The organism is Trichloromonas sp. (assembly GCF_034006665.1).
GTDB lineage: Bacteria > Desulfobacterota > Desulfuromonadia > Desulfuromonadales > Trichloromonadaceae > Trichloromonas.
This window is the reverse complement of record NZ_JAVESI010000058.1, coordinates 1-18,163: the sequence shown is the minus strand read 5'-3', so window position 1 is coordinate 18,163 and position 18,163 is coordinate 1. Positions and strand designations below refer to the sequence as shown.

Sequence of the window (18,163 nt, the reverse complement as noted above, 5' to 3'; positions counted from 1 at the left end):
GGTGCACACGAGTATTGAGTATAGTCGAGATTGGTGGAGATGACTTCTGATATTGCGGTGTCAGGAGCCGCCTGCACAACGGGAGCAACACCCAGTCAGGTGGTGCAGCTGTCTTCTGAAAACGACATTTACAACCTCTTTTTCTGAACTGCCAAAATCTCTACTTTTGGCACTCTTATATAGAGAAGGTCGTTTAATACTGAATATATATTCTATCTATCCCGGAAAAATTAATTTGATTTTTCAAAACTCCCCTATAAGGGATAGTTGCTCCTTTGCATAATCTACTAGAGGGGATAATTTAGGAATTGTTTCTGCTTGATAAATAAAATCATTATAATCTTGAATGCCTTGCTTCTCATCGAAAAAATTATAATTCATAAAACCTAAAGCAAATATAAACTCTGGTCTTGAAGGATGTTTTTTTTGGAAACATTGAATAAAATATAAAACATCTATGTAAACATAAATAGATTGTCTTTCCGCATTGAATGCTTTTTTATATTCGCTAATAGCCCTTTTATATTGTTCTTTCCATAAACATAAAAAAGCAAAAGAAAAGTATGGCGAAGCGTCCTTTCCGTTAACCATTCTTTTAGCTTTGCTTATGTTTTTGAATGCCTGATCTATGTTTCCAAAATGGAAATCATAAATCGCTTGGCGTAGTGGATATTCGCTTTTCTGTGGATTAATATCAAAAAGTTTTTTTAATAATTTTTCGCCTTTCCTAAATTCATTGTCATAATTATGATCTGTAACATTTTCCATTATTGTTGAACGGGAAAATTCTAAATATTTCGAATTAAGTGCAACAGAATAACATCTTTTTATTGATTTAATAAAATACTTTTGTTGATTAGAGCATGGTTTCTTATATTTTTTTTCTACACTTAAAAGAAGCTCTTCAAGGATTTCAATAGAAGTATCAATATAGGAATCTAAAGTTAAACCAAGAGCTACAAAGAAAAGAGCGACTTCTGTTAAGTTGTTAACAACAATGTCTTTTTCGATGAAATTGTCAGATTCTTTTATAATAAAATCTCGGAATGCTAAAGCTGTTGCAATGTCTTCCATGACAGGTTTTTCTTCACCTTTTTTTAATCCTCTGTGTTTTACGATAAAAGAAACTTTTTTGAACCCACTAATTTTTTCACCTTTAATATTTCCCTGTTCAAATATTCCAAAAACCACTAGACGTGCTTCAGTTTTTTCCAGAAGATCGATGGCTTCTTTATCATTTTTTACTTTGTGATTTTGTGGCAGAAATATAGGTCTAATATTGTTTTCTGGTAATCGATCCTCCAATTCGTAAATGAAGCGCTTAAAAATTAATTGAACTAGGTCAGCACATTCTGAATCATAGTGAGGAGCGAAAAGAATTCCAATTTCATTTGGCTGGAATTTTGGAAGACTACGCCAATATATCCAAAAAAATATTAAGATAACATTGGTAAGTAGAATAACTAGGGTAGTAGTTATATTTATAAGTTGGGATTGTTCAGAAATATTTAAATATTTAAGGTTGGAAAGTGTATTATTTAACCACAGAACAGCAGGGGTAAATGTTGAATTGAGAATAACAAAGAAAATTAGTAGACTTGAGTGGTTGGCTCTATCCCGCCAAATATTATTTAATTGCTGAATTGAATAATCCAAAACTATCAAGCCCTCCACAAAATGACCATATTCAGAAAATATTTCCTAGGGTCTTAGATTACTTTTTTTCTCTTTCACCTCCAAATATATTTTTTACCGCCACTCTCTTTCCAGGGAGAATTTACCCGTGACAAGACTGAAACCCTAATATATTGAGCACAAATATTGTGCTTAGCGCAATATTTGTGCTTGTGTAACAACCTTCCTCTTGCTATCCTGCCACCATGACACCGACTCCTCCAGACTATTCCCCTGCGGAAGCCAAGCGCTTGATTAAGCGGATTTTTGCCGAGGGAACAGTCACCTATTCCAAGCCCCATTCGGAGGAACGGCTGGTAAAACATGGTCTGACCAAGGTGGATATTGGGAATGTGCTGCGGGCTGGGACAATCTCGGAGCATCCCGAATGGGAAAACGGGGCCTGGCGCTACAAGATTCACTCGAACAAAATCGTCGTGGTGGTGGAAATCTGGAGTGAAAGCAGGATTTTTATCGTTACGGCCTGGAGGTTAAAATGACGTGCCCTGATTGCCGGCAAGCCGAACTGGTTGAGAGCCGCGAGAACATCCGTTACACGGAATCCGGTCTCCCCTATGTGACCCTTTGCGATATCCTAGTGGAACGTTGCCCGTCGTGCGGAAACACGCTGGTCAATATCCCCAAAATGGAACAACTGCATCGCCTGCTGGCTACTATTGTCATTAAGAAGTCCGGGCGCCTGGAGCCGTTCGAGATTACCTTTCTTCGCAAGTCCCTTGGCTGGTCAAAGGCGGACTTCGCCAGAAATATGCACGTTCGCCCCAGCCAGGTAAGCCATTGGGAATCTGAGCATAAGCCTTCCCCTATGGGCGAAGCCAATGAGCTGCTGCTTCGCAGTCTTGTGGCCCACAACCGCCGGATTGAAAACTACTTTGAAGAGATGGCGAATCTCTCGCTGTCCCCGCAACCGCATGCGCAGCGGCGGGTGGCGATCAGTCACAGCCCCAAAGGCTGGTTTGCTGACGAGGCCGCTTGATTTTTAGGGGAATCGAGTCGGATGACGGCTGTAATAGGTGTAGCGGCTCGCACTTTTCGGCTCACTTTATCTGCAACTATAATTCCAGATATTTAAGACACAGGGGACCGGCAAAACCTTCATCGGCAGGTCTGGTCGGGCTGGCTGTGTTGAACCGCTAAAAAATTGTTGCCAAAAAAGTCAGGTATGGGTATAGTCAACTTGAACGCGATGCGGGAAACCGGTCGCTTCATTTCCGAGGCTCGGCTTATATTAGCCGAGCTTTCGTGTTTTTGGGAGGGGAAATGCTCTACATTGCCTACCTTGATGAGTTTGGCCACATCGGCCCCTATGTCTCACACGATCACCCAAGCCACAAAACACACCCTGTTTTTGGCCTAGGCGGAATTGTCTTGCCGCATGGCCAAGTCAGATGCTTTGCAACATATTTTTTTCAGTTAAAAAATCGTCTCCTAGAATTCGAGCTGAAAAAAAGCGGGAAGCATCCTGCAAAATGGGAGAAAAAGGGCGCTGCCCTTTACACGCTGCAGAATGTGCAGAAATATCCTGAGCTGAGAAAAGCAACCTTTCGCTTGCTTAACAGAATCACCAAGGCGGGTGGCTTTGTATTTTACGTCGGCTTTGAAAAGCGAAGAGACTTAGTTCGGCATGATTCCAAAAACATCTATTACGCAGCCTTAAGGGAAGCGATCAAACGCTTGGATCAGGAATGTGAAGCTAAAAATGACCAGTTTCTCTTGATGCTAGATCAGCAAGAGAAAAATGTGATGAGGACTGAAATCGTCGAAACAGCCGCACTTTCCATGTTTGGAGAAGAACCTCGCAAAACGCTTATTGAGCCTCCTATCCAGGCCGAGAGCCATCTTTACCAAAACCTGCAGTGCGCTGACTGGATTTGTGGAATCGTTGGGCGAATGGCCCACTACAAATTTGAGCCGGAACAAAAGAAGGATTTGGAAGTTTTTGATAGGTATTTTAAAGATCGCCTGGAGCGAGTTTCCAGGAGAAGTAGCTTGCGCTCCACAAAATGACCCGGACTTCGCTGTCTCGGAGTTCAAAAATCGTAAGCTTTGACGTGGGATGAATGGGGGCATCCTATTTGTCACCACCTCCAAAACACACAACGGCCCAACCTGTTTATCAGGCTGGGCCTTTCTTAAAAGTTGTTCTGCAATGGAGTTCTGCTTTGCCTAAGTGCGAGCCGCTACAGGTAGCCTGTCAATCTTCCCTCGATGTTCCTCCTGTGCGCTTAACTCGGGTATGTATTTTCTGGCGCGGATTTATTTTTGCTTGCCGGCCTTTTCTGGCTCCGCTTTCTTCCCGGCCAACTGTTTTTCCGCCTCAACTCTCCCCTTCCGCTCTTCCTCCAGGGCGATCTTGATTCCGCTCAGTTCTTGCTTGAGCTCTTCGATTCTCTCCTTGGCTTCCGTGGTCCGGGTTCTTTCCGTCGCTTCCAGGGCTTCCCGCTTGGCTTCGGTGACGGCCAGGCGTTTTTCCAGGTCGGTATTGCCGGCCAGGGCCGCGGCTAGTTTTTCCTCCAGCACCTTCATCTTCTCCTCGGCCAAGGCGGCGGCCCTATCGGCCCGCTCGACTTGCATCTGTGCCTTGGCGGCTTCGGTGCGGGAGGCTTCCCCAGCTTTGATAAGCTGATCCCGTTCCTGTTCAAGTTCCTGAATGCGTTTTTCGAGATCCTGGATCTTCTGCAGGGCGACGGCTTCCTTCTTCTCGGCTTCCTGCCGGTAGTTCTCCCCGTCCTTCTTTTCGGTCTTCAATTCTTCTTCCAGGGCCTCAACCCGGGTTTCGGATTTATCGAGTTCGGCCAAGGCTTCATCGGCGGCCTGATTGGCTTCCTGCACCTTCTTTTCCAGGGCTTCCGTGGTTCGGGTCAGGTGGCCGGCGATTTCAGCCTTGGCGGCCTGCATGAAGGAATCCGACAAGCCCGAGTCAACAGTAGCAGCCAGGTCCCGGCGGTCCTTGTAGGCCCGGATATGCTTCAGGATGGTCCCTTTCGAGGGATTGCCGGGGAGTTCGGCGGCAACCAGGCCATAGGAGGGGTCTTTCCCCTGTTGATCCAGCTTGCGGCAAATTTCGGCGACGATTTCGTAGGGAGTTTCGGGGCGGGCCATCGGCGGTCTCCTTCCAAAGATACCTTTTAAATACCTAATACCGGTATGATACCGGTATTTTATAGAATGTCAAGGGGTTTCCCGTCGTTTTTTATCCACGGAGCTTGTTCATAACCGCCTTTTTTTACTGATTCTTTATCGGTTAGCCCCGGACTTTTGGGGGGAAATGGCTTTTTGCCTAAAAGTTGCCCAGCTTTTCAGGCTTCAAGGCCGCTTCCAGTGGGGCAAGTATCCCTTGGCTCCATCCGGGCACAGACCCCGCCCGATTTCCGCGACCCTCTCAGCGGGGGATGCCCCCGCAAAGGCACTGGAACCCCGGCCCCGCCCGCAAGCGTCCAGGCCCCGCCCTCCAGCTCAACACTTAGGCAACCGGACGGGATACTCCCGCCCCGTTGCCGATCCGGGGCGGCCTCTCCCCGCCCTGGACGAGCCAGGGCCGGAAACCGGCCAAAAGGCGGCGCTCAAGTGGCGACAAAACCGCCCCTTCAGCGCCAACCCCGAGCGGATCAAGAACCGGGCGGACAGTCGCGCGTGGTATTCGAATCAACGGGCGGCACGTTCGCCGCGCCCGGCGGCGCGGCAGGTCAAAGGCGGGCTGTGGAAAGAGAGATTCGCAAAGGGTGTGCCGTCTAAGTAGCTGAAATGTAAATAAAAATTTTCTTTTTCTGCTTGATTTTATTATATAATATGTTATTATATAACCAACTTGAACACGGGAGGCAGAGATGAAAAAGACGGTTTACGAAATCATTACCGAGCGCATTTTGAACCTTCTTGACGAGGGCACCGTACCTTGGCAGCGCCCCTGGAACCGGACCGGCAATGTTGAATTCGATTGGCCGAAAAATCTGGTGAGCAAGCGCCCCTATTCCGGGATCAATGTTTTCCTTTTGTCCTGCTGCGGTTTTTCATCGCCGTTCTGGTTGACCTATAAGCAAGCGGGCGACCTGGGGGGGAATGTCAAGGCGGGGGAAAAGGGTTTGCCGGTGATCTTCTGGAAGATCGAGCCGAAGCGCACCAAGGACGAGAGCGGCGAAGAGCGTACCGAGGCTTTCCCGATCTTGCGCTATTACACGGTTTTCAACGTCGAGCAATGCGAGAACATCGATCCCGCCAAAATCCCCACTTGCCCCGACGACCTGGAGAAGATCGTTTTTAACCCGATTGCCCAGGCTCAGGCCATCGTCGAGAGCATGAAGAATCCCCCGGAAATCCGCCATCGCAACAACAGCGACCGGGCTTGTTATTACCCCGCTTTCGACAAGGTCGACCTGCCCGAGCCGGAGCAATTCAAGTCGGCGGAAAAGTATTATTCCTCCCTCTTCCACGAGCTTGCCCACAGCACCGGCCATGCCAAGCGCCTGAACCGCAAAGAGATTACCGAGTCGAGTTATTACGGCTCCCACGATTACAGCAAGGAAGAACTGGTTGCCGAATTCGCCGCCGCGTTTCTCTGCGGAGCCGCCGGCATCGAGCAAGGCATTTTGGAGAATTCCGCCGCGTACATTCAAGGCTGGTCAAAGTCCCTGCGGAAAAATCCGAAATGGGCGATCCACGCCGCCGCTACTGCACAAAAGGCCGCCGATCTGATCCAGGGCATCGACCACCAGGAGCAAGCCCAGGGCAGCGAAGCCGAAAAAGCTGCGTAGCCTTTTATTATATGCTAAACAGTTATATAATAACAAACCACGGGAGGACAACATGAAAGCCATCAACCAGAAAGCCGCCGCGATCCTGAACCACCTGACCCAAGACCTGAACACCCTCGGCGACCATCGCCGCTGGGAGAATTCCCCCGCTTTCATGGCGGTTTGCGTCGAATACATCAACGATACGGACTTGGGACCGGTCTTTTCCGTGGCCCATTACTATGAGCAAAACGGCGACCTCATGCGCGACCCGGAAATGACCTTTCTTCGCCGGGACGACGGCAGCTATTACCCCCTGAGCTACCAGCAGGACGGTTTGGGCCTCTATCAGGAATCGGTGATCTTCGGCGAGGACGGCAACCCGGAAAAGTTCATCCCGGCCATGCAGCGGGATCATACCCTTTTCGCCGGTCAATGGATGCAGAACATCAAAGAGCAGCAGGGGCTTTAGACGCGGCCCCCTGGGGAGGGCAAGCCTCCCCAGGGGGAAGAAAATTCATTGCTTCTTGGCTTGTTATATTATAGAAAGTTATAAGCTAAACTATTATATAACTTTCGAGCCAAGGAGCGCGAAGCATGGGAATTGATATGGATAAGGCTATGGAAATCAAGCAGCAGTTGGGCGAAGGGGCGCGGGATTCCACTCGTTACAAGCCGGTTTCCCTGTCGCAAGTCTTGCGCGAACGCTTCCAGGCGGCGGCGGATGAACACATGGAGGGGGATTTCTCCCACATGCTGGAAATGGTCTTGCGGCTGTACCTCGCCGACCCCGCCAATTATCCCCTGTGCTGGACCCGCAAGAGCGAAGGGCCGGCGAAAAACAAGCCGGTGACTCTGAGCGATTACGTCATCGAGGAAATCCAGGGCCAAGCCGACCAAACCACGGACGGAGTTTTCGCCCGCATGGTTCAGGCCATCATCCGGGGGTTTCTGGCCGATCAAGGGAGATTGCAATAATGATAATCACAGTTTCCAACCAGAAAGGCGGGACGGGCAAAACTACCGTCAGCATACACCTCGCCCTCGCCCTGGCCGAGGCGGGAAAGTCGGTGTTGTTTGTCGACATCGACCCCCAGGGCAACGCCAGCAAGACCCTGGCCCCCCATCGGTGCAACGTGGTCGCCAGTGAGCTTTTTTCTGACGCGACGGTACGGATCGAGCGGCAGGAGTCGATTACCCTGGTTTCCGCCGATGCCAAAATGGCGGACCTGGAGCGGGCCAACCCCCAGGTGATAAACCACTTCCGCAACCAGGTTCTCGCCCAGGGGCAGGACTATGATTTCTGCATCATCGACACCCCGCCCAGCCTCGGCTTGCGCATGACCGCCGCCCTTGTGGTGGCCGATCATGTGCTATCCCCGATTGAGCTGGAAGAGTACAGCCTTGACGGGATCAAGATGATGCTGCAAACGATTTTCGGGGTGAAACAGAAATTCAATCCTAAGCTCAACTTTTTGGGGATGCTCCCCAACCGCTTTAATTCCCGGTCCGAGCGCCAGAAAGCGACTTTCGCCAACCTGGTCAAGGACTACTCCAATCTGTTGATTCCGGCCCGTATCGGGTTCCGCTCTTCCATCCCCGAGGCCCTGGAAATGGGAATTCCGGTTTGGAAGATGAAAAAGACCTCGGCGGCGGAAGCCGGGAAGGAATTCAAAGAAGCCTTCGATTACATTTTCGAGAAAATTGGAGTGACTAAGCCATGAGTAAAGGCATCGATTTGTCCGGCCTGGACCAGTTCAACGCAGCAGGTTTTCTGGACGGAATAGACATGGAAGCCGCCGCCAGCGGCAAGCCCCTGATGATTCCCCTCACCCAAATCCAGCGGGACGAGCACCAGCCCCGGCAGGAGTTTGATAAAGGGACGCTGGCCGAACTGGCCGCGTCGATCAAGGCGCGGGGGGTCAAAAGCCCAATTTCCGTTAAGCCGAAAAACGAAGACGGATTCTATATCATCAACCACGGGGAGCGGCGCGTACTCGCCAGCCGCCTGGCGGGATTGATCGAGATCCCCGCCTTCATCGACGACGACCACAACCACTATGACCAGATGATTGAAAACATCCAGCGGGAGAACCTGACCCCCCTGGAAATCGCCCACTTCATCGAGCGCCGGATAACCGCGGGCGACAAAAAAGGCGACATTGCCCAGACCCTCGGCAAGTCCGCCAGCTATATCAGCGATCATGCCCTTTTCTTCGATTTCCCCGACTTCATCCGCGATCTTTACGATTCGGGCCGTTGCCGCACCATTCAAGCCCTGGCTATGCTCCATCGGGCCTACAAGGACTTTCCCGGCCCGGTCGCCGGGTTCTGTACCGGTGAGCGTGAAATCACCGCCGCCGAGGTCCGCGTTTTCGTGGCGGGCCTCAAGAAGCCCGAACCGCCGCCGATCATCACCCCGCCGGCCGCCGTGCCGGAAGCCCAAAAGCCCGCAGCGGCCCCGCCGGAGCCCACAGCCGAACCGGTGAAAACGGTTGTTGAAGTGGTTCAGACCCTAACCCCGGTGCAAACCCCCGAGGAGCTGGAAGCGGCCCTTTTGGAACAGCTTGAGCGCTTCCTTGCGCCCCTGGAGTCCTACCTAAAGGAAGTCGATAATTCGGAGTTCCGCGAAGCAGCAGCCGAGCGACTGCGGAAACTTGCGGAGAAGTTCAGCCAACACCATTGAATTGAATTGCGGACCAGGAGGGCCAAATGAAAAAACCAGCCAAAAGACGGGTTATGCAAATCGTCCTGACAGACGAAGACGAGCTTTTAGTCAACCAGGCCCGCCAGGCTATCCGGGCCAGAACCGACCGGGAGCTTGTTCTAACCCTGTGCCGGGAAGCGATCAACCCCTATTCCTGACAAAAATTCCCGCCGGCCCTGAACCCCAGGACGGCGGGAATTTCGTACGTACGAAATTTTCCCCCCTGGAAGAGTCCTTGTATTGGACGCATGGGGGTCATTGTTGATATAGTTCCGATGTGATTAAACGACCTGTGCCAGCTATGAGGGGATAATGAAAAAGCCAATTTGCGCTATTGCCGCCCTTGTTTTTTTGATCTTTTTTGGGGTCCAGTCGTCATTTTCATATGAATTTAAAATAGAAAATCTGACCGCTGCGCTTGCAGGTGATTCCCGATCCCCTTCCCTTAACAATTATGGAAGTGTTGCCTGGGCAACATTTACAGATGGCAACAACATTGATGTTTATGTTGATGGCGTCAATATAACGCCGGAAACTTATAATGAATTTAATGGAAGTCCTTCGCTCAATGACTCTGGCAATGTAGCTTGGCAAAGATCGTTTTCGGCAAATTCTCCGCTATCCGGGACAGAACAAGTAATTTTTGAACATGATATCGTTGCCGGAGGAAATTACTATCACGCTGGAAGGCCTCAGTTAAACAATCAAGGCCAGCTTGCTTGGATGCAATGGACAGGCGTTGATTGGGATGTTTTCTTTGAGGGATTCAATTTAACACAAGATCTTCCAGGGGCGGCTAGGTTTTTATCATTGAACGATAATGGTGATGTTGCCTGGACACACTATTATAATAATTCCTATACGCTGTATCTAAACGGTGTGTCTCAATTTTCTACTCCGTTCGAACTTGGTGCGGTTTTTATAAATAATTCTGGACAAATTGCCTGGACACAGTCATCTGGAGTCCAAAATGAAAATGATGTTTATCTTGATGGGGTAAATTTGACGCCACAAGCCGGAGGTCATGCTGCAGTGATGGGCTTGAACGATCTTGGTCAAGTGGCATGGTCCGGATTCGACGGCGCGAATTATGATATATTTCTTGATGGATTCAATTTAACGTCAGAATTTCCTTACCTGGCTTTTTCTCCGTCATTAAACAATAGAGGGCAAATAGCTTGGTCTATGGGCGAAGATATTTATTTAGCTACCCCTGTGCCGGAGCCTTCCACCCTTATTCTTCTTATGAGCGGCATCGTGGGATTTATCCTATTGAAAAGATTCCGCCCATAGAGCGAGAATGCTATGACCATCCCCGCTATCTTTCCTTTCCTGTTAGTCCTTAAATCGTAGCCCAATATCCTATGTTTGGCTGTCGCTTCGCTCAGTGGTGACAATAGCGGCTCGGCCCCCTACCCTAGCCCACCCCGTCCACAGGGAAACGAGCCGCTTTTGCTATCCACAGGCCCTTCCGGGGGGCCTTGCGCGCCACTTTGGCGCGGCCCCCCTCCAACGGGATCGATGAACCCGATCCCTGGGCCTATGGATAGCGCGGCTCTTTCCTTCCCTGTGGACGGCCCGGGGGCCGAGCGGTCCCGCCGCCCATCGAGGGACGGCAGGACCGGGCCGCCGCCCCGAGGCGAAGAGAAACCTCGACTCCGGCCGGCGGCCAAAGGCGGCGCTCAAGTGGCGACAAAACCGCCCCTTCAGCGCCAACCCCGAGCGGATCGAGCAGCGGACGGACAGTCGCGGGTGGTATTCGGATCAACAAGCGGCACGTTCGCCGCGCACCGGGCGCGGCAGGTCAAAGGCGGGCTGTTGAAAGAGAGATTCGCAAAGGGTGTGCCGTTTAAGTATCTGAAATATAAACAAAAATTTTCTTTTTCGCTTGATTCTATTATATAATATGTTATTATATAATCAACTTGAACACGGGAGGCGGTTTTTCTAATCCTCCCTTTAGGTGCCTTTGTTTGTTATATTCTCCACTTGAGAGGTTGGATCATGAAAATGACGATCAAACAAGTCGCGGACTCCCTGGCCAATCGCCACGAAAACCCCATTAACATAAAATTCACCCCGGAGATCGTAAGCGCCTTGATGTGGTACGCGGAAGGTAAAGCCGTTAGTGCCTACGCTTCCCGCGTGTCCGAACATCTAAAGGGTCAGCGGTTGCGGGCCGAGGCCTGCCGTTATCGCAAAATGGCCTTGGAAATCCTCGGGAAAACGCAATATCAAGACATCATCTATGCCCCCGAATTTGGTCAGCACGTCGAAATCGGGGCGTGGGATTTCGACATTGACGCCGACACCGAAGGGGGCACCCATGATTAAAATCAAAAATATTGTAGCGGTGCGGGACGGTGAGGTTAAAATCCGCTTGCCCTGGGTTGAGCAAGAAGATGACGGGACGCTGTGGTACAACGGGGTTCCGCTCCTTGGAATTACCGACCCCGCCGAGGCTAAAACGGCTTCGGCGGCAGTCAAGGCCCAAAAGTTTGGAGACATCCCGGCAAAAGCGTTTACCCGGCTTGGCGAGAACGAAAACGGGCTATGGGTAGGCACTTCCGAGGAATGGGGCACCAGACCGGAAAAGCTCGACGCGGACAGAAAAGCAGCGGTCGCCGCCGAGGAGAAGGAGAAGATCGTCAGCATTTACTTGTCGTCGCGGGGATGGGGTGATTACTCCCCGTGTGAGTGGACCGGAGACATCACCCGCCCGGATTCGGAAATCCTTGCCGAGTGCCGCGAGGAACTGACCGGCGGGCATGACGTGGACACCCCGAACCAGACGGATGATGAGCTTCTGGTTAAAATCGTGGTCGCCCGCGAAAAGTGGCGAACCAGGCCGGAACGCCTGGCCGCCGCGCGAAAGGCCGAGGAAGAGGATCTTCAAAAGAAAATCGCCTCGGGATTTTGCTTTTCTTGCGAAAGCTGGTGTCATGGTGATTGCGGAAACTATTCGACTGATCCCAACGTCAAATTTCGTCGGGATTTTCAACGGGCGATGGCGGAACAGAATTACGGCATCGAGGATTGATTGAAATCTTGCCGTATACTCGGGGCGTGAGGAGATAAAAATTGCAGACTGGACCAAGCAAGCACGGAAATACCCCCCGCCCTGTGACCCATTTAAATGCCGCCGGCCGTTTATATCCCCGCGCCTGGAAGTTGGTTGAAGACTTCCGTGAGCAGCGAGGTAAGGCGTTGCCGGATTGGCCGGACTGGTGTTTTTTACCGGTTTCGGGGTGGTATGCGATTGTTTCAGAGCGTTTCGGTGCGGATCGTTTGCCTCCCGAGGCAATCCCGGACGTGGGCAGCCTGGCGGCCTTGGGAACGTGGCGCTATTCCCAGGGAATCTACCGTTTTGATCCGGACCTGTTTGCAGCTTTGACAAAAACCGAGTTGACCGGGGACGTTCCCGCTGATGTTTTGCTCAGACTTCCGGAGTGGTGCGTTTACATCGAAACTCCGGGCTATGAATTTGAGCAGGGGGAAGTCCTGCACGGGTTTTTCGCCCACATGGAAAGCGACGCCAACAACAACCGGATAGAGCTTCGCTTATTACTTGATTATTCCGGTGGCCTGCGCCCTTTCCCGCTCCATATCGGCCCATGGCCCTTGGCCGAGGCGGTACATAAGGCTTTGGTCGAAACTTTGCTCCAGGCAACGGCGGCGGGAGCTCCGGCAAAGGTGCCGTCGATCGACGCCGAACAAGGCCTTGCCCGCTGGTTGACGCCGCTGTTGTCCCTGCTTCTATATCTGTGCAGTGATGAGCCGGAGATTGGCGAACGGGGAGAGCCAAAGCCTCAACACCCCAAGCCAACCCGGGTCAAGGGAGGCTGGCGGTTATTTCCAGCGGCCCGCCCTCGAATTTGGCCGGTTGGGATCGAAATCGGGCAGACCTTGCGGGCGACTCTGGCCCGGGGCGATGCAGAGCGCAAGGGGCCGCGCCCTCACCTTCGCCGGGCACACTGGCATGGTTTCTGGAGCGGGCCAAGGGACGGGGAGCGGCGGTTTCAATATAAATGGCTGGCGCCGATAGTGGTTGGGTCGGTCCCAGAAAAGAGCTCAGAGAATCCCCCGGGCTGATTGCTTCTTGCTCCGGCCCGGGCCAGGGGAAAATTTCGTACGTACGAAATTTTCCCCTGGGAGAGTTCTTACAGCGCGAGCGGTCCCGCCGCCCATCGAGGGACGGCAGGACCGGGCCGCCGCCCCGAGGCGAAGAGAAGCCTCGACTCCGGCCGGCGGCCAAAAGGCGGCGCTCAAGTGGCGACAAAACCGCCCCTTCAGCGCCAACCCCGAGCGGATCGAGCAGCGGGCGGACAGTCGCGGGTGGTATTCGGATCAACAAGCGGCACGTTCGCCGCGCCCGGCGGCGCGGCAGGTCAAAGGCGGGCGGTTGAAAGAGAGATTCGCAAAGGACGTGCCGTGTAAGTAGCTGAAATGTAAATAAAAATTTTCTTTTTTGCTTGATTCTATTATATAATATGTTATTATATAACCAACTTGAACACGGGAGGCGGCCATGACGCCGAAGAAAGCCAGGCCCCAAAAACTCGAAAGCACCACCCTTGAAATCGCCTGCCCTTGCGGTCGCGTTTACATCACGATCACGGAGCGGGACGGAATACCTTTCGAGATTTTCGCCCGCCTCGGCAAGTCCGGCGGTTGCGGCGCGGCGGTTGTTTCCGCCATGACCGCCACGGCATCCATTGCCCTACGCAGCGGGACCGATCCGGTTGATCTTGCCAAGGGTTTACTCGGCATTTCCTGTCATCGGCCCCCAGCCCTGGACGGAGAAAAGAAAATCATGTCCTGTGCGGACGCTGTAGGCCATGCCCTTTTTACCTTCTGCCGGGATAACGAAATCTAGTTTTCGGAGAGGAGCACCACCACCATGATTCCCATGAGCACCGACCTTGTCGAACGCAAGACTGCAACCATGCTGGCCGGGGTTTACCTCCAGGCCGAAACGGAAATCCGGGAGGCTTACCGGCTTCTTGAGCAAGCCAAAAAGCGCCTGGGGGATGCCTTTCTTGATTCGGGCTGGTACTTCGATCCAAACCCCCGCGACAGCAACCGCGTCGGTACGGAAGGGGCCGACTATGCCTTGCAGAAGATGAAAATAAACGCATGGCAGGTCATCATTAACCGCATGGGAATCAAACAACTTCTTTCCGTGGAGCGACGAAACAAACTTGATCGACAGTTGCAGACAGGGGAGGGGCTGCCGGAAATCAGCGAGAGCGCCATCATTGAAATGTTGGAGGCGACCGCCGGGAACCTGCCAAATTACATGGAGGAAGCGGTTTTAGAGGTTTTCGATTATCTCCGGCCTCGGCATTCCAGGTACAAGACAAATTCCGAGTTCGAGATAGGCAAGCGGGTTGTCTTAACCTGGATCGTTGAAGCCGGTTGGTGCGGACGCGCCTTCCGTGTCCTCTATAATCGAGACTGCTATCTCAACGCCATCGACAATGTTTTCCATTTGCTCGACGGCAAGGGGGTTGTCAAAAGCCATTATGGCCCGCTCTATCAAGCGATTGAAGAAAGCAAGGACGGCACCGGCCAGACCGATTATTTCAAGTTCCGGGCCTGCAAAAACGGCAATCTTCACCTGGAGTTTTTACGGCTGGACTTACTGGCACGGTTCAACGCGATTGCCGGTGGCGCCAGGCTCAAGAAGGATCAAGGACAATAACGGCCAAGTCGGTTTTCTTGCTAGAAGCGGGCATTTCTACTAGACTTTCAACAAGCATTTTCCCTGAAACGCCGGATTTTGGAGGCACAGCATGAAAAAGCGCCGGGTAGTCGATTTGACGATGGAAGAGCGGGCCACTTTATTTGCGGCGGCCGGACGGGCTGCCGTTGAAAAGTCCAAGGCCATGGGTCTTCCCACGACCGGGTTAAGGGGAAACAAGATTGTTAAGACCTATTCCGACGGCCGCGAGGAAGTTTTGAAGGTTCTCAATCCCCGCGACGAAAAAGACCACGGCCCCGCCTGAGCAGAAACAGCAACAAACCCCTCCCCGCCAAATCCGCTAATTGCCGCACCTCTTCGATTTTTTCCAAGCTTTTGATTCTTAGCCGCTGGCAGCGCCGGCGGCTCCCGACTGTCCATAGGGAAGGAAAGAGCCGCGCTATCCATAGGCCCAGGGATCGGGTTCATCGATCCCGTTGGAGGGGGGCCGCGCCAAAGTGGCGCGCAGGGCCCCCCGGAAGGGCCTGTGGATAGCAAAAGCGGCTCGTTTCCCTGTGGACAGTCGGGACGGCTGCAAATGGAATTTGCAGCCGTCAAAAACCAAATCAGAGCATCCCCCATACAAGTCAGCAGCACAGCACGACCAACCCCGGCCGCCGGGCGGTTTTTGCCCGGCGGCACCCTAAAATTTCGTACGTACGAAATTTTAGGGTAGGGGGTGGATTAGTGCAGGATTCGCTTGACAGCATAAAAAAGGACGTTTACCTTTTTCGTATCATCCACCCCGAACGCCACCAGGCTAAAATTTCGTACGTACGAAATTTTCAAGGCACCTAAAATGGCCGTCACCAAGACCGAACTCCCCCAAAATGAAAAAGCCGCCTTCCGCCATTTCGCCAAGAGCCGGGGCATGACCGAGGCCGAAATGTTGCGGCAAATGATCCACCGCGTTTTAGGCGACCAAGCACAAGTGCCGCCGCCGAAAGAGATCGAGCGTGGCAACCGCACCACCCTCAGCTTCACCGAAGACGAATTTTGGGCGATAACCAAGCGCAGCCGTGCCGATGGATTCACCCGACACACCGCTTGGCTTGTCGGTCTGGTCCGGGCGGTCCTTTCGCGCAAGCCAACCTTCACCAACGAAGAAATAGAAGCCTTGCGCGAATCCAACCGGGAGCTGGCCGCCATCGGCCGCAACCTGAATCAGATAGCCCGAGCAATCAACGTGGATTTCAGGGAAGGGGAGAGGATGAAGCGGGCCGAAATCAAAGACCTGGCGGATCAACTCACGGACCACCGCCGCAAAGTCTCCAGCCTGATCGACCAGAGCTTGAACCGCTGGAGTGTCGCCGATGAGTGAAACCGCCTACGCCCAGGCCGAGGGGCTGTTAGAGGGGAAGCCGAAAACCAGCCGATCCAAGCCGAAGGATTTAAACTTTACCCGCGCCCGGGTTGCGCGGCTGGTGCGCCGGTCCCCCGAGGTCATGGTAAAGATAACCGGCAACGCCAAAGGGGGAGGGCACCTAAAATCCCACCTGGAGTACATCACCCGCAAGGGCAAGCTCGACGCCGAAGACGAGCGCGGCACCCTTATCTCAGGCCGTGAAGACGTTGCCGAAGTCGCCCAGGAATGGACCCAGGACAGCGGCAAACGCAAAAGCAACACCCGCGACAGCACCAACATCGTCCTTTCTATGCCCGCCATGACCGACCCCGAAGCCGTCCGCGCCGCCGCGCGAGAATTCGCTAAAGACACCTTCGCCCACAACTATCAATATCTCTTCGTCCTTCACAAAGACGTAGATCATCCCCACGTTCACCTAACGATTAAAAATCTTGGGTATGACGGCACCCGGCTTCATGTTAAAAAAGGACAGCCACAAATCTGGCGGGAAGCCTTCGCCGAGAAATTGCGCCGGCAGGGAATCGACGCCGAGGCCACCGCCCGCGCCCCGCGCGGAGTGGTCCGCAAGTCGATCCGTCAGGCCATCCTCGCCTTACGCAGACGAGGCAAGAGGCCCGAAGTGGATGAAGCCAAGGTAAGGGCGGCGCTCAAAGAATTAACCGAAGGGGCAAAAGAGGGGAGGGGCTGGGAGGAAAAAATAAAAACCCGGCAAACCGAAGTCCGCCGGAGCTGGCTAGTCATCGCAAAAGAACTGGCAAAAAGCCCGGAACCCACCGACCAGGCCCTTTCAACCGAAGTCCTGAATTTCGTCAAAACCATGCCGCCCCTAAAAACCGAGCGGCACGAAATTCAAGAAAAACTCGCGTCACAGCTACGTCGAGGACAAACTAAAAGCAACCAAGACCCGGAGCAGGCACGGTAATCATGGGGGGATGTTTATATGATGTTGAGAGCTAATTGTGGTTGTCGTGATGGAGAAAACCAACCAAAGTCTCAAAGAGTTTTTCCTTGTTGTGGATTTCACATTCCCAAATAACAAGGCAGTCCCACCCTTGTTTGTTCAGAGTAGAGAGATTTTCAGTGTCTCTATGTTGGTTTCCACTTATTTTTTTAAACCAATAGTCGGCATTGTTTTTTGGTTTTCGTTGCCCATGAGCACATTGATGGCCATGCCAAAAACAACCATTAATAAATATAACTTTTTTTCTACCGATAAAGGCAACGTCAGGTCTACCCTTAATGTCTTTTCGGTGAAGTCTATAGCCTGTAAAACCAAGGGTTCTCAACGCTTGACGAACTATTAACTCAGGGGTTGTGTTCCATGAGCGAACAGATCGCATTGTGTGGCTACGTTTTTCTTTTGTTTCTTTCATTCCTCGTTGTTTTCAGTCTCGACTTGATTTGCAAGTTCGCTCAGACGACGCTCAGCTAACCAAGCCAAACGTTTTGCTTGAGTTAAAAGAGTTCGCCGCAAACCTTTTTGTACTTGTCGTTCGCTTATGACTTTAGCAAGCAATGACAGAGTTTCTGCCCTCCTAGCGATTCGCGTGTCGGGGTGCTTGCGTAACTCAAATACCTCATCACTCACGACTCTTCCGCGCAAACTTTGAGGGCGTATATATCCATTGTTTAATACAGTCAATGGATCTTTCTCGTTTAAAACAGCTTGGAAATGGGATTGACTAAGTAGATGTTCAAATACATCCATTTCGAGCCAATTTAAATATGCCTTTGCTTCAGTGTCAGCCGTTCCTCTGCCTTCATATTGTGGCAATGGCCATACCTCTATTTCATAAACCTGAATCCGTAAGATCACAATCAGAAGAATTTCAGCGAATGCAGATAAGCTATTGATTTTCTTTGTTATTTATGCTACCATCTAGCCCGTCGAAAACTCACTTGGCGGGTGAATTTTATGAAAC

Annotated in this window: 22 protein-coding genes; 18 read left to right on the top strand and 4 right to left on the bottom strand. The window is 52.0% G+C overall.

The features are described 5' to 3' along the window. Positions 1–243: 243 nt before the first annotated feature. Positions 244–1,656 (bottom strand): tetratricopeptide repeat protein, encoded by a 1,413-nt coding sequence (locus RBR25_RS16055; RefSeq protein ID WP_432820566.1) that lies wholly within the window; start codon positions 1,654–1,656, stop codon positions 244–246. A 269-nt stretch (positions 1,657–1,925) separates the two neighbouring features. Here RBR25_RS16055 and RBR25_RS16050 point away from each other — a divergent pair, with 269 nt between their 5' ends. From RBR25_RS16050 to RBR25_RS16040, 3 genes are all read left to right on the top strand, one after another. Continuing rightward, a complete protein-coding gene (locus tag RBR25_RS16050) occupies positions 1,926–2,174 on the top strand; it encodes a hypothetical protein (RefSeq protein ID WP_432820565.1) in 249 nt (82 codons plus the stop codon). After that, positions 2,171–2,671, top strand: a complete 501-nt coding sequence (locus tag RBR25_RS16045) for a type II TA system antitoxin MqsA family protein (protein WP_432820564.1) — start codon at positions 2,171–2,173, stop codon at positions 2,669–2,671. The genes RBR25_RS16050 and RBR25_RS16045 overlap by 4 nt, the downstream gene beginning before the upstream one ends. 284 nt (positions 2,672–2,955) lie before the next feature. After that, positions 2,956–3,702 carry a DUF3800 domain-containing protein gene (locus RBR25_RS16040; RefSeq protein ID WP_432820563.1) on the top strand — a complete coding sequence of 249 codons (747 nt, stop codon included), beginning with the start codon at positions 2,956–2,958 and terminating at the stop codon, positions 3,700–3,702. A 249-nt stretch (positions 3,703–3,951) separates the two neighbouring features. Here RBR25_RS16040 and RBR25_RS16035 read toward each other — a convergent pair whose 3' ends face one another. Further along, positions 3,952–4,797, bottom strand: a complete 846-nt coding sequence (locus RBR25_RS16035) for a DNA-binding protein (RefSeq protein ID WP_432820562.1) — start codon at positions 4,795–4,797, stop codon at positions 3,952–3,954. Between the two features lie 725 nt (positions 4,798–5,522). Here RBR25_RS16035 and RBR25_RS16030 point away from each other — a divergent pair. From RBR25_RS16030 to RBR25_RS15960, 15 genes are all read left to right on the top strand, one after another. Next, complete coding sequence (locus RBR25_RS16030; protein WP_432820561.1) at positions 5,523–6,446, top strand: ArdC family protein; 924 nt, start codon at positions 5,523–5,525, stop codon at positions 6,444–6,446. A 52-nt stretch (positions 6,447–6,498) separates the two neighbouring features. Continuing rightward, positions 6,499–6,897, top strand: a complete 399-nt coding sequence (locus tag RBR25_RS16025) for a DUF6908 domain-containing protein (RefSeq protein WP_432820560.1) — start codon at positions 6,499–6,501, stop codon at positions 6,895–6,897. A gap of 125 nt (positions 6,898–7,022) precedes the next feature. Continuing rightward, positions 7,023–7,403, top strand: a complete 381-nt coding sequence (locus RBR25_RS16020) for a hypothetical protein (protein WP_432820559.1) — start codon at positions 7,023–7,025, stop codon at positions 7,401–7,403. Beyond that, positions 7,403–8,149, top strand: a complete 747-nt coding sequence (locus tag RBR25_RS16015; protein ID WP_432820558.1) for a ParA family protein — start codon at positions 7,403–7,405, stop codon at positions 8,147–8,149. The genes RBR25_RS16020 and RBR25_RS16015 overlap by 1 nt, the downstream gene beginning before the upstream one ends. Further along, a complete protein-coding gene (locus RBR25_RS16010) occupies positions 8,146–9,111 on the top strand; it encodes a ParB/RepB/Spo0J family partition protein (protein ID WP_432820557.1) in 966 nt (321 codons plus the stop codon). Before RBR25_RS16015 ends, RBR25_RS16010 begins: the two co-directional genes overlap by 4 nt. 26 nt (positions 9,112–9,137) lie before the next feature. Further along, positions 9,138–9,290, top strand: a complete 153-nt coding sequence (locus RBR25_RS16005; protein ID WP_432820556.1) for a hypothetical protein — start codon at positions 9,138–9,140, stop codon at positions 9,288–9,290. A gap of 154 nt (positions 9,291–9,444) precedes the next feature. Beyond that, entirely contained in the window at positions 9,445–10,425 is a 981-nt protein-coding gene (locus RBR25_RS16000; RefSeq protein ID WP_432820555.1) for a PEP-CTERM sorting domain-containing protein, read from the top strand. A gap of 711 nt (positions 10,426–11,136) precedes the next feature. Then, positions 11,137–11,466, top strand: coding sequence for a hypothetical protein (locus tag RBR25_RS15995; RefSeq protein WP_432820554.1), 330 nt, complete (start codon positions 11,137–11,139; stop codon positions 11,464–11,466). Then, the gene (locus RBR25_RS15990) at positions 11,459–12,172 is read left to right on the top strand and encodes a hypothetical protein (protein WP_432820553.1); all 714 of its coding nucleotides are present in this window, start codon (positions 11,459–11,461) and stop codon (positions 12,170–12,172) included. The genes RBR25_RS15995 and RBR25_RS15990 overlap by 8 nt, the downstream gene beginning before the upstream one ends. An 83-nt stretch (positions 12,173–12,255) precedes the next feature. Beyond that, positions 12,256–13,224 (top strand): AcrVA2 family anti-CRISPR protein, encoded by a 969-nt coding sequence (locus tag RBR25_RS15985; RefSeq protein ID WP_432820552.1) that lies wholly within the window; start codon positions 12,256–12,258, stop codon positions 13,222–13,224. A gap of 436 nt (positions 13,225–13,660) precedes the next feature. Further along, positions 13,661–14,008 (top strand): hypothetical protein, encoded by a 348-nt coding sequence (locus RBR25_RS15980; RefSeq protein ID WP_432820551.1) that lies wholly within the window; start codon positions 13,661–13,663, stop codon positions 14,006–14,008. 33 nt (positions 14,009–14,041) lie between these two features. Next, entirely contained in the window at positions 14,042–14,836 is a 795-nt protein-coding gene (locus tag RBR25_RS15975; RefSeq protein WP_432820550.1) for a DUF4942 domain-containing protein, read from the top strand. A gap of 91 nt (positions 14,837–14,927) precedes the next feature. After that, positions 14,928–15,140 carry a hypothetical protein gene (locus tag RBR25_RS15970; protein WP_432820549.1) on the top strand — a complete coding sequence of 71 codons (213 nt, stop codon included), beginning with the start codon at positions 14,928–14,930 and terminating at the stop codon, positions 15,138–15,140. Between the two features lie 534 nt (positions 15,141–15,674). Continuing rightward, entirely contained in the window at positions 15,675–16,196 is a 522-nt protein-coding gene (gene mobC, locus RBR25_RS15965) for a plasmid mobilization relaxosome protein MobC (protein ID WP_432820548.1), read from the top strand. Next, positions 16,189–17,163, top strand: coding sequence for a relaxase/mobilization nuclease domain-containing protein (locus RBR25_RS15960; RefSeq protein WP_432820547.1), 975 nt, complete (start codon positions 16,189–16,191; stop codon positions 17,161–17,163). Before mobC ends, RBR25_RS15960 begins: the two co-directional genes overlap by 8 nt. A 31-nt stretch (positions 17,164–17,194) precedes the next feature. Here the strand turns inward: RBR25_RS15960 and RBR25_RS15955 are convergent, their stop codons facing one another. Beyond that, complete coding sequence (locus tag RBR25_RS15955) at positions 17,195–17,614, bottom strand: very short patch repair endonuclease (RefSeq protein ID WP_432820546.1); 420 nt, start codon at positions 17,612–17,614, stop codon at positions 17,195–17,197. After that, entirely contained in the window at positions 17,611–18,057 is a 447-nt protein-coding gene (locus tag RBR25_RS15950; protein WP_432820545.1) for a hypothetical protein, read from the bottom strand. The genes RBR25_RS15955 and RBR25_RS15950 overlap by 4 nt, the downstream gene beginning before the upstream one ends. Positions 18,058–18,163 lie beyond the last annotated feature (106 nt).

Coding starts and splice junctions, on each gene's coding strand:
- RBR25_RS16045 (WP_432820564.1), top strand. CDS start 2,171: ATGACGTGCCCTGATTGCCGGCAAGCCGAACTGGTTGAGAGCCGCGAG.
- RBR25_RS16005 (WP_432820556.1), top strand. CDS start 9,138: ATGAAAAAACCAGCCAAAAGACGGGTTATGCAAATCGTCCTGACAGAC.
- RBR25_RS15990 (WP_432820553.1), top strand. CDS start 11,459: ATGATTAAAATCAAAAATATTGTAGCGGTGCGGGACGGTGAGGTTAAA.
- RBR25_RS15960 (WP_432820547.1), top strand. CDS start 16,189: ATGAGTGAAACCGCCTACGCCCAGGCCGAGGGGCTGTTAGAGGGGAAG.
- RBR25_RS16010 (WP_432820557.1), top strand. CDS start 8,146: ATGAGTAAAGGCATCGATTTGTCCGGCCTGGACCAGTTCAACGCAGCA.
- RBR25_RS16015 (WP_432820558.1), top strand. CDS start 7,403: ATGATAATCACAGTTTCCAACCAGAAAGGCGGGACGGGCAAAACTACC.
- RBR25_RS16000 (WP_432820555.1), top strand. CDS start 9,445: ATGAAAAAGCCAATTTGCGCTATTGCCGCCCTTGTTTTTTTGATCTTT.
- RBR25_RS16040 (WP_432820563.1), top strand. CDS start 2,956: ATGCTCTACATTGCCTACCTTGATGAGTTTGGCCACATCGGCCCCTAT.
- RBR25_RS15970 (WP_432820549.1), top strand. CDS start 14,928: ATGAAAAAGCGCCGGGTAGTCGATTTGACGATGGAAGAGCGGGCCACT.
- RBR25_RS15995 (WP_432820554.1), top strand. CDS start 11,137: ATGAAAATGACGATCAAACAAGTCGCGGACTCCCTGGCCAATCGCCAC.
- RBR25_RS16025 (WP_432820560.1), top strand. CDS start 6,499: ATGAAAGCCATCAACCAGAAAGCCGCCGCGATCCTGAACCACCTGACC.
- RBR25_RS16020 (WP_432820559.1), top strand. CDS start 7,023: ATGGGAATTGATATGGATAAGGCTATGGAAATCAAGCAGCAGTTGGGC.
- mobC (WP_432820548.1), top strand. CDS start 15,675: ATGGCCGTCACCAAGACCGAACTCCCCCAAAATGAAAAAGCCGCCTTC.
- RBR25_RS15955 (WP_432820546.1), bottom strand. CDS start 17,614: ATGAAAGAAACAAAAGAAAAACGTAGCCACACAATGCGATCTGTTCGC.
- RBR25_RS16035 (WP_432820562.1), bottom strand. CDS start 4,797: ATGGCCCGCCCCGAAACTCCCTACGAAATCGTCGCCGAAATTTGCCGC.
- RBR25_RS16030 (WP_432820561.1), top strand. CDS start 5,523: ATGAAAAAGACGGTTTACGAAATCATTACCGAGCGCATTTTGAACCTT.
- RBR25_RS15975 (WP_432820550.1), top strand. CDS start 14,042: ATGAGCACCGACCTTGTCGAACGCAAGACTGCAACCATGCTGGCCGGG.
- RBR25_RS15980 (WP_432820551.1), top strand. CDS start 13,661: ATGACGCCGAAGAAAGCCAGGCCCCAAAAACTCGAAAGCACCACCCTT.